Below are 10,221 nucleotides of genomic sequence, written 5' to 3'. Positions count from 1 at the left end.
TTGCTATATTGTGCAGTAGCCGGGCTAAGTTGGTTCATAGTGGATATTCTGCCATTAAATGGGGCTTTTGGTAAATTAATTATAGCCGGCTTATTATTTTTTGGTGCGTATGCAAGCCTGGTTTTATTATTTTCCAAAGAAATTTCTGCTAACCTGCTGGCTGCTTTGAAAACCAAAAACACGGCATGAAACTAGGTGTTATCTATACGAAATTCTATCCACTTTCCAGTAGCGCATCGGTACATGGGTATCATTTGTTCAAAAATCTGCGGGAAGAAGGTGTGGAGCTGCATACGATAGGAATTGGACAGAATACCCTTACGATCGATCATCCAAAAAATATACGCGGACTGATTTCTTTTATCCGTTCAATAGATGTTATATATATACGTATTAACCCCTGGTTGTGGAACGATTGGTTTACACTTGTAAAACTGCTGAGCTTCGGGAGAGTTAAAGTAGTGTGGGAGATAAATGCGCCCGTTGAGGAGGTTTTTGCCGCCTACCAACAAGGAGTTCCAGCCAGGATTAAACGCTGGTTTAACCGGCAACAGTTTAAACGGAAGTTGCTTGCCCGTTTTTGCGATGGAAGTATTTCAGTTAGCCGTATTCTTGAAAATTATTCGAAGCAGGTTTTGAAAATACAGAATGCTATAAGCATACCAAATGCAGCTGATCCCACCCTTTTTAAACGTAAGGAACTGACCCCGCAGAATCCGCTTTACAACATCGTTAAGAATAAGTTTGTTATCAGTTGGGCAGGGAATGGTGCAATAGGCTGGCAAGGAACCAACATGCTGGTAGAGCTGGCTAAGTATTATGCGGAAAAGGATACTGATATCTTTTTTTTAGTGATGAGTAATCGTTCGACCTACAACCAGGCGATTCTTCCAAATCTGCTTTCCCTGGCAGAAATCAGCCACGATAAATTACCGGAATTTCTACAAGCAAGTCATGTCGGATTCTGTTTGTATAATAGTTATGATTGGTGTAAGTATGGGTTTTACGGATCATCACTTAAACAGTTCGATTACCTGAGTATGGAGCTATTGGTACTGGCAAACGACATGGGACAATTATCAGAAATAATTACTGATGGTGAAAGCGGGTTTTTGGTAGAAAACGACCTTCACCAACTGATACAAAAAATTGATTATTGTAAACGGGAATATGCACAGCTTGGGCATATTAGATCCAACGCACGTAAGCTCATAACAGAACACTATAATTGGAAGAAAGTGGCTGAAACCACCGCGGATTTTATACAGAAACTGGTTTAACAAACACTGTGCATGATTTTCAATTCGATTGAGTTTGCAATTTTTTTGCCGATCGTTTACTGTATTTACTGGTTTCTTCTGAAGGGTAGAACCAATTGGCAGAACGCGTTTATTATTTTATCGGGGTTTGTTTTTTATGGTTGGTGGGATTGGCGTTTCCTGTTTCTGCTTCTCTTTACAGCACTGGTTGATTATTTTATAGGGCGGTCACTTGGGGTGGTGGAGTCTATAAAAAAGAGAAAACTGCTGCTTACCATTAGTGTTCTGTGTAATATTGGGTTACTTGGTTTTTTTAAATATTATAATTTCTTTGTAGACTCTTTTGTAAGTGCTTTTCGATTTTTTGGGTACCAGCCAACGACCGATTCTCTTCAGCTTATTTTACCGGTAGGAATCAGTTTTTATACGTTTCAGTCACTTGGATATTCCATTGATGCTTACAGAAGAAAACTGCAACCTGAAAAAAATGTGATCACTTTCCTTGGCTTTGTAAGTTTTTTTCCGCAATTGCTGGCTGGTCCCATAGAAAGGGCCACCAATATGTTACCTCAGTTCCGCAAAGAGCGGAAATTTGATTATAACCAATCGGTAGATGGACTTAAGCAGGTATTATGGGGGCTTTTTAAGAAAGTGGTAATTGCAGATAATTGTGCTTCCTGGGTAAATATGGCATTTGACAATCCACATGCGTACAATGGGACCACGCTGTTTGTTGCGGCCCTGCTTTTCGCGTTCCAGATTTATGGAGATTTTTCCGGCTATTCAGATATGGCCTGCGGAATTGCCCGGTTATTTGGCTTTCAGTATATGCAGAATTTCAACTACCCCTATTTTTCCAGAACCATAAGCGAGTTTTGGCGCAGATGGCATATCAGTTTATCAACCTGGTTCAGAGATTATGTATATTTTCCACTGGGTGGTAGTGCTGGTTCCATGGCCAAAACCATCCGTAATACAATGATTATCTTCCTGGTTAGTGGGTTCTGGCATGGAGCCAACTGGACCTATATTGCCTGGGGAGCTATTAATGGCCTTTACTTTTTACCGGGTTTGATCAGCCGTTCGAATCGCAAATACCTGGACATCATCGGCAATTCAGGTCGTATCAGCACAATTGAATGGGCACGTATGCTTTTTACTTTTTTCCTGACCACCATGGCCTGGATTTATTTCAGAGCCCGCTCTATCCAGGAAGCGAACGCTATTGTTTATGAAATTCTGTTCAATAACAAATGGCAATTACCCCAGTTTATGCCTACAGCAGTTTTTGCAGGTATTGCTATTTTGTTGCTAATTGAATGGATGGGCAGGAGAAATCCCTATCCCATACAGCATTTTTTTGTGAACAGCCCAACACCTGTCCGATGGGGATTTTATTGCCTGATATGCTTGTCGATTTATTTTTTTGGCGGCCGTGAGCAAACATTTATTTATTTCCAGTTTTAATGATCCAGAAATTTCTGCTAAGAACCGGGTTTTTTTTAGGCATTTTGACAAGCATAATAGTTGTCTGCTTACTTGCGGGCACAATCCTGTCAAAACAAAGAGCTCATTTTAAAGTAACGGCGCCACATAAAAAAATTCTGGCAATCGGTAATTCGCATGTGACCTATGCCTTAAATGAGAAAATCCTTGATAATCTTTTAAATTTCGGATCAGACGGGGAAGCTTATTTTTATTCGTATACAAAGGCAAAAAAACTGCTTGAGGCAAACCCTGAGATCCGGTACCTGCTTATAGGGTTTTCCAATAATATGATCCGGAATTCCATTCAACGATGGTATGAAGATGAAACCTTTATCTCGCACCACCTGCCAAAATATGTGAATTGGATGGATGTAGAAGACCTGAAACTCATTTATTCGGAGAATCCTAAAGCGGTAATCATGGCAACTGCTAAATTTATAGCCTTTGATCTGAAAGCCGTATCTACTGGTAAATTTCCAATTAATGAATGGGGAGGACCGGGTATTCTGACAAACCAACTTTCTGATTCTGTTGTTAAGAATACCAACAATGCCATGAACCTGTATGAAACCGGTATACATTCGGTGAATCTGCGGTATTTGAAAAAAATAATAGAAATGGCAAAATCCAAAAATGTGCAACCTGTTTTAGTCAGGACTCCTGTACACGCACTGTATAAAGTAGACAATGAGCAGGATCTTCAACATGTATACAGGAACAATTTTGCAGACCTGCCATTTCTGGATTTTCAACATTTTCCCCTGGCAGACTCTTGTTTCGCGGATTATGACCATTTAAATAAAAATGGAGCTGAATTGTTTTCTCGAGCTTTGAAAGCAGAATTGAAAAAAATTGTTGATTAATCTTATGCTGGTCCAGCCACTTGTATCCATTATTATTCCCTGTTATAATTCGATCGAGTTTGTTCCGGATGCAATTGATGCTGTTCTGAGCACTGATTACAAGAACATTGAAATAATTGTAGTGGATGATGGAAGTGTGGAACCAGTACAGCCTTTTTTGGCAGAAAAATATCCGGAATGCAATGCTTTAAACTGCATCCGCCAGCCTAATAAAGGACTGGCAGGGGCCAGGAATACCGGCATCCTCCAGGCAAAAGGAGACTATCTGGTTTTTCTGGATGCGGATGATCTTATTTATCCGACTAAATTATCCCGCCAAATAGATTATTTCCGGAATAATCCAACTGTTACTGTAGTATACAGCCTTTCGGAATGGTTTGTCGGAAAAGATCTGCAACAGAGAATGCCGGTAAATTTTCCTGTATACGAAGGCCTGATACTTCCGAATCTGCTCAACGGCAATTTTATTCATGTAAACAGCGCAATGGTTAAACGGGCTGCTGTACTCGAAGCCGGCCTTTTTGATGAGCAGTTGCGCGAATTGGAAGACTGGGATCTCTGGCTTCGATTAGCCTGCCGAGGAGGCAGTTTTGCCTGCATCAGGGAAGTGCTATCCAGTGTCCGCCTGCATTATGGAAGCATGACCAGTAACCAGGCCAAAATGAATAAGACCATGGTGAGGGTGCTTGAAAAAATCAGGCCTGAGTTACAGTTTCACTTTGAAAAGCAGCAGGACCTTATTCCGGTTTATTACACGGCCTATGGAAATTTTATTTTACAGGCCAGATTAAACAATAAATTTTGGCCCGCCATTAAAATGGCTTATAACGCCTGCGGCCTTCGCTTTCTTTATCCTGGTTGTAAACTAATTATAAAATATTTCCGTTCTTTCTTTTTTACACCTGGTAATAAAACTACAGAAGAACTTGAACATGTCTGGAACAGGGATAAAAAAGGCGGTTAGCTTTGTAATTGTTAGCTATAACTGTGCTGAGGTAATTGAAGACTGTATTAACTCAGTACTTCAATTCGGATCAGACTCGGTTATTGTGGTAGATAATGCATCAACCGATGGTACAACCTCCCTGTTACTACCCTATAAAAACAGGATTACCTTATTACTCAATTCGCATAACAAAGGGTATACCATTGCTTGTAATCAGGGAATTCGGGAATCGGATAGAGACTATATATTTTTGTTGAATCCGGATGCCTGGCTTAAAAATGATAGCTGGACGGTATTAATAAATATCCTCCAACAAAATACATCTATTGGTGCAGCAGCCCCCAATCTTTATTTTCCGAATGGCGAATTACAGAATTATGTGCGCCGATTTCCTACTATCGCCGCGCTTTTGGTAGAGTTTTTTATTCCGGCTAAATGGTGGTTGAAATTTCCGGCGTATAGAAAATATACCTACGCTGATCTAGATTTTTCCGTGCAGCAAATGGTAGAACAACCTGCTGGCGCAGCCTTGGTTTTTTCTCGCACCTATCAACTGGATGAGGCCTATTTTATATACGGATCAGACCTTGAACTGTGCAGGAGGATTTATGCTGACAATAAAAAAATAGTACTTGTGCCAAACGCGCAGGTATTTCATCACCAGTCTAAAGGCGGTACAGGAAATAGCAATTCAGTACTTCGAGTGTACCTGCAGTTAGATGCGCTCTATGGATATGCACATTACTTTAGACAATATCGTTCTGTATTATACGCGCAATTATTCCGACTTGTTTTTGCCCTAGCACTAGGAATTGTTGCGTTTTTTTCTCTTTTTAAAGGAACCACGGTTTTTTCACTAAAATATGAACGGTTTCGAGGTTTCCTGAAGGGTAAGAATTTTAGACATTTTAAGCGCTAATAAGTTGACTGTTTATACTGTTATTGTTCATTATAATACGCCCCATGATGTTTTGCGGATCACGGGTGATCTGGCAGATTGTACTGAGCGCCCCCACCAAATAATTGTTGTTGATAATTTATCTGACAGAAATAACCTGCTCCTTCTTAAAGAAGGTATTGCCACTATTTCCAATGCTGTGCTGCTGGAACAACCGGTGAACGGAGGTTTTGGGTATGGAGTTAACCGTGCAGTTGATTATATCAGCCAGCTGGAAAGGGAAGCCTATATCCACGTCTTAAACAGTGATGTAGAACTGGTTAACAGGAACTATCTGACGAGTTTGTGCAATTTCCTTGATAACAACACAGCGGTTTCAATGGTAGGACCAATGGTTGTGGAAGGCGACGGTAAAACTGTTCAGAATACTATACTTCCTCTGACAAGCATTTCTTCAGTAATTGGTTTTAAAGCAAACTATTCTGCTATTAACCAAAGCGCAGCAGCTTCCACTCCAATACAGGTGAGTTGTTTGAATGGTGTATGTTTTGTGATCAGGATGACTGATTATATAAGGATTAAAGGATTTGATGAACGCTATTTTATGTATAATGAAGAGCAGGATTTGTGTTTTAAGCTTAAAAAAGCCAACAGGGCAATTTTTTTTATCCCAGTAAGCAGTGTAATGCATGCTGGTGCAGATTTACACCAGTCTGAAAAAACAGACTGGCGCTTCCTGTACAAACGCAGAAATATTGTATTATTTCTGCGTATTCACAAAAACCGCTTCCAGGCATTGACGTTAGCTGCGGTATTTAGTGTGAGCTCTATTGGTAAGTTTATTCGAAATCCGGGTGGGGTTTCCTGGGCTAAATTTGTAAAAGTGGTTTTTTCTGCTGCCTTATGAAGTATAGGTTGATTTTTTTTCTGAATTTTTTGTGCGCTATAACGTATTCGCAAATACCTGAACCGGCCGTTACTTTTCCATTTAATAGGCCGGATTACCGAGAAGGCAAGCCAATAGGAGCTGCCTTAAATCCTGGAAGCAACCCTTGTTCCATCGCTACAATTGAAGGGGTAATGAAAGAAGGCTTGGAAATAAAAGGTAATTCCTGCCTGTTATCTACGAATGCGCTACAACGGATCAGGAAAGATGAATTTGCCCTTTCTTTTTTCTTTAAAGGAGGTAGTTTTGAATTTATCAGTTATCCGAAGCAGGCCTTTTCAGTAACATTTAATTATCCTTATTTTAGTTTTACAACTACCACCATTCAGCAAGGTAAGGAGGTCCGAATGTTTTATAAAGTTGATTTGACAGGTGCTGGAAGGTTAAGCTACGATTATTATACAGATGATAACTGGCACCATATTGTATTCAATTACAGTAAATCAAAAGGCAGGCGGGAAATTTGGACCGATGGGGTTTTGATCAATGCCTCTACAGCTGCTGTACAATCGGCAGGTTCGGTAGTTTTTGAAGCAAGTGATGGCTTTAAAGGAAATGCCCGTTTAGATGAGCTTCGCTTTTTTTCAGGGTATCTTCCGGCCAATGCAATTGCTTCTTTATCGGCTACCAGCGGAAAAAAACAGGCTAATGTGGCAGCAATGAGTACCCCATTTGATGTAAAAGAATTTGCTCCCGGGTTTCCGGATTATACTGTTTCGCTGACAGAACAACTCAAAAAGTTCCCGGCACCCAGGTATGCATGCCAAACTACACTTCCAAGAAATATTTCCTGGATGGATATAGCTTATCTACACCGTGAATTACCTGGCAAGGGAGGTAAAGGATTCGGTTTGCCGGATCCTGCAAGAGCAGTTGAAATCGAAGCGCTGATGTATAGACGCTGGCATTATATGTTAGATATTCCGTTATTGAGACTGGATAAAAAATCAGCCAATAGGCAATATGGTTCAACAGCAAGCCTTGCAGGTGCATTGGTTCAATATGCCAGGCAATACCCGGAACTTGAGTATTCGGTAATTAGTATGCAGGCGCAACAGAATCCTTCACATGCAGGATTTTCATCACAACGGCCCTATATCAGTTCACAGGACTTAACAGCGGGTAGTTATTTAAAAGCGAGTGATGGCAGGCCTCTGTTGGAAAACGGAAAAAAAAGACTTTCTCCATTTATGGATACTTCTATCATGAGGAAAGATGCAGAAACCACCGTTTTTTATTTATCACAGTTAACAGATCAACTGGGTAGAGCCCCTGCGCTGATCAGCGAAAATGGTGAAGTATTCGGAACAGCATACCGGGAAAATCTATTGCAAAAAGATCCCGCAGTGTGGAAAGCCTATCGTGCTTCCGGACTGTCTCCACAGGCATATTTTGGTCGGTTTCAAACAAGATTGGAAACTGTTTTTCGGGAAACTGTACTAAGAGGATTGCCCCGTTCCACAGAGTTTTCTATTTTCCAGGTTTCCGGTGTGCAACCTGAATTCTGGGCCGATTATGCTACTCGAAGGGTGGTAAACAGGAGGAGAGATGGCAGCATCCGGTCGACTCCTGATTTCTATCCGCTTACGCCTTCTAACTGGCAGAATGCCACAGGAGCTTATAATGGCTATGGAGCCATCGCCTACGGAAGGATGTTGGAGCTTGAGTTGGGCGATCAAAATTTCTCACCTTTTGTTTCAGCGGGTTGGGCCGATGAAACTCATAACATCCGACCTGCTCAATGGCTTGCATTGCTTAAGGCAATGGTTATGCTGGGTGCCGATTTCTTTTACACCGGCTATTTTAACGTTACTGGTCCGGGTGGCCGTTGGCCCAACGGCGCAGGCCCTAATGATCCCCGAGGTTATGCCTACCAGGTTGCTATGCCAGCTTATGCTCAGGCAATCCGCTCACAGGTGCCCGATTTTTTTACGGAGGGCACACTCCTTAACCCAGCTCCCAAAACCGACCGGATAGGTCAGTTCAGGCAAAACGCTTCTGCACCCAATGATCTGGTATTGGTTCGAAAATGGAAAGAGCAGTACCTTATTTATGGAAGTATTCAACCCAATACCAATCAGGTTGGAAATGTGCCGGATGAGCGTACAACCACTATTGAACTGGAAGGTAAGAAGATAAGCTTCCGGATACGTCGGCAGGGTTCTGTATACGTTCTGAAAAACCTTTTATCAACACATCCTGTTTTTTATCAGGTTGATCCATGGCACGAAGTACACCACCCTTATTACTGGTCAGAGGAGGCAGTGCTGGGAGCTACTATGTTCAGTAAAGGGAACGGTGCTTTCTCCATTATCACAAAGTCAGTTAACAATAGCGATTTTACCGATTTTGCCACTTATGTAAAGGCCGGTGCCGGCACCCGCCTTACGTACGCCCTGCCCGATAAAGACAGGTCGTCCTATAAAAGAATACTGCTTACCACCGGAACAGACAACGAAGAATGGGTGGACTTAGAATTATCTGTTGGGAAAGCTCGTTATGAATGGAAGGGAATGGTAAAAAAAGGAGCCGTTCTGGAGCTTGCCAAAATTAAGGAAAATGCTCCCGTGAATGAAGAAGGGCAGATGGAATTGACTATTCAAAAAGGAACTATTTTTTTGCGCGGATTTACCCTGATACCATGAAAACGACCTATCTTTTTTTATATACGGAGCTGGCTGCTTATACGATGGCCTGTTTAACTGCGCTTAAGAAACAGGATCCAGCAGCAGCAATTTATGTGGTGCATTTTCCCGTTAATAAGGAAGCACCTTTTGTATTTGACTTTTCGTCGATCGGAACCTTCCGTTCAATCGAAACATTTTCCTCCTACCGTGAAATGGAAGCATATGCAGTGAAAATTAGACCTACAAAGTTGATCTGCTGCGGATGGATTAACAAAAATTATATCCGTCTCTCCAACCGGCTAAAAAACAGTGCTACCTGTATATTGACCCTGGATAATCAGCTGACCCGAAGTTGGAAACAACTGGTTTGGAAATGGAGCGGCGCTTTATTGCTCAGGCATATTTTTTCCTTTGTTTGGGTGCCTGGTCAGCGGCAGTTTTCCTATGCACTTTTTTTGGGTTTCCGGAAAGAACAGGTGTTAGTGGATTTTTATGCCTGTGATACGAGCTTTTTTTCTAAAGTAGGTGCTGCTGCGCTATCGGCTAAAGCTGAAGCTTTTCCAAGGGTATTGCTTTGTGTGGCCAGGTATATTCCGGTAAAAGCTTATGAAGAATTATGGGATGCATTTATACAATGGCAGGAAACAGCGCCCTCTGAATGGGAACTCTGGTGTGTGGGAGCAGGTGAGGGATTTGCCAACAGGGTAGAACATCCGAAAATAAAACACCTTGGCTTTTTGCAACCGGCTGAAATGGAGCCAATCCTGGAGAAGGCCGGTGTGTTTGTTTTAATAAGTAAGTTCGAACCCTGGGGAGTAGTTGTACATGAAATGGCTGCAGCCGGTTTTCCTCTTCTTCTGAGCGCAGAAATAGGAGCAGGCGACAGTTTTCTTTGTCGAGAAAATGGATGGATGATTGCTTCTCATCAACGAGCTGATATCGTAGATGCGTTTAAAAAAATAGCTTCCACACCAGTGGCTGAGCTTATTAAAATGGGCCACAAAAGCCAGGAACTGGCAGCAGCCATTTCACCCCAAACCTGGGCGAATACGCTCCTGGGGGCTGGCCCCCGGACTATTAACCAGTAATCTATTTGATACAAAATAGATAAAGAAAAATAAGAAAAATCCAATGTTAATATAGTTGCCATTCCGGATCAGTCCCAGAACTATATATATACAAATGGCATAATTG

9 protein-coding genes are annotated in these 10,221 nt (G+C 41.7%); all 9 read left to right on the top strand.

From position 1 onward, the window contains the following. Positions 1-189 (top strand): hypothetical protein (locus A1D16_RS08675; protein ID WP_290708968.1); only part of this gene is annotated, 189 nt, incomplete at its 5' end. Further along, positions 186-1,280 (top strand): glycosyltransferase, encoded by a 1,095-nt coding sequence (locus A1D16_RS08670; protein ID WP_290708967.1) that lies wholly within the window; start codon positions 186-188, stop codon positions 1,278-1,280. The genes A1D16_RS08675 and A1D16_RS08670, both read left to right, overlap by 4 nt. Positions 1,281-1,292: 12 nt before the next feature. Then, a complete protein-coding gene (locus A1D16_RS08665; RefSeq protein ID WP_290708966.1) occupies positions 1,293-2,726 on the top strand; it encodes an MBOAT family O-acyltransferase in 1,434 nt (477 codons plus the stop codon). Then, entirely contained in the window at positions 2,726-3,610 is an 885-nt protein-coding gene (locus A1D16_RS08660; RefSeq protein ID WP_290708965.1) for a hypothetical protein, read from the top strand. The genes A1D16_RS08665 and A1D16_RS08660 overlap by 1 nt, the downstream gene beginning before the upstream one ends. A gap of 4 nt (positions 3,611-3,614) precedes the next feature. After that, a complete protein-coding gene (locus A1D16_RS08655; RefSeq protein ID WP_290708964.1) occupies positions 3,615-4,574 on the top strand; it encodes a glycosyltransferase in 960 nt (319 codons plus the stop codon). After that, positions 4,543-5,475 (top strand): glycosyltransferase family 2 protein, encoded by a 933-nt coding sequence (locus A1D16_RS08650; protein WP_290708963.1) that lies wholly within the window; start codon positions 4,543-4,545, stop codon positions 5,473-5,475. Before A1D16_RS08655 ends, A1D16_RS08650 begins: the two co-directional genes overlap by 32 nt. 4 nt (positions 5,476-5,479) lie before the next feature. Continuing rightward, on the top strand, positions 5,480-6,361 hold the full coding sequence (locus A1D16_RS08645) for a glycosyltransferase family 2 protein (protein WP_290708962.1): 882 nt from the start codon (positions 5,480-5,482) through the stop codon (positions 6,359-6,361). A 173-nt stretch (positions 6,362-6,534) separates the two neighbouring features. Beyond that, positions 6,535-9,045 carry a hypothetical protein gene (locus A1D16_RS08640; RefSeq protein ID WP_290708961.1) on the top strand — a complete coding sequence of 837 codons (2,511 nt, stop codon included), beginning with the start codon at positions 6,535-6,537 and terminating at the stop codon, positions 9,043-9,045. Then, positions 9,042-10,115: a glycosyltransferase gene (locus A1D16_RS08635; protein ID WP_290708960.1), complete on the top strand. Its 1,074-nt coding sequence runs from the start codon at positions 9,042-9,044 to the stop codon at positions 10,113-10,115. Before A1D16_RS08640 ends, A1D16_RS08635 begins: the two co-directional genes overlap by 4 nt. Positions 10,116-10,221: the final 106 nt, after the last annotated feature.

Source organism: Flavihumibacter sp. CACIAM 22H1 (genome assembly GCF_001601815.1).
Classification (GTDB): domain Bacteria; phylum Bacteroidota; class Bacteroidia; order Chitinophagales; family Chitinophagaceae; genus Flavihumibacter.
Note: the sequence above shows the minus strand (reverse complement) of the source record. Positions and strands in the feature narration are given on the sequence as shown.

Excerpts from the sequence above, each read along its gene's own strand:
- A1D16_RS08670 (WP_290708967.1), top strand. The coding sequence starts at position 186 with ATGAAACTAGGTGTTATCTATACGAAATTCTATCCACTTTCCAGTAGC.
- A1D16_RS08665 (WP_290708966.1), top strand. The coding sequence starts at position 1,293 with ATGATTTTCAATTCGATTGAGTTTGCAATTTTTTTGCCGATCGTTTAC.
- A1D16_RS08660 (WP_290708965.1), top strand. The coding sequence starts at position 2,726 with ATGATCCAGAAATTTCTGCTAAGAACCGGGTTTTTTTTAGGCATTTTG.
- A1D16_RS08655 (WP_290708964.1), top strand. The coding sequence starts at position 3,615 with ATGCTGGTCCAGCCACTTGTATCCATTATTATTCCCTGTTATAATTCG.
- A1D16_RS08650 (WP_290708963.1), top strand. The coding sequence starts at position 4,543 with ATGTCTGGAACAGGGATAAAAAAGGCGGTTAGCTTTGTAATTGTTAGC.
- A1D16_RS08640 (WP_290708961.1), top strand. The coding sequence starts at position 6,535 with ATGAAAGAAGGCTTGGAAATAAAAGGTAATTCCTGCCTGTTATCTACG.
- A1D16_RS08635 (WP_290708960.1), top strand. The coding sequence starts at position 9,042 with ATGAAAACGACCTATCTTTTTTTATATACGGAGCTGGCTGCTTATACG.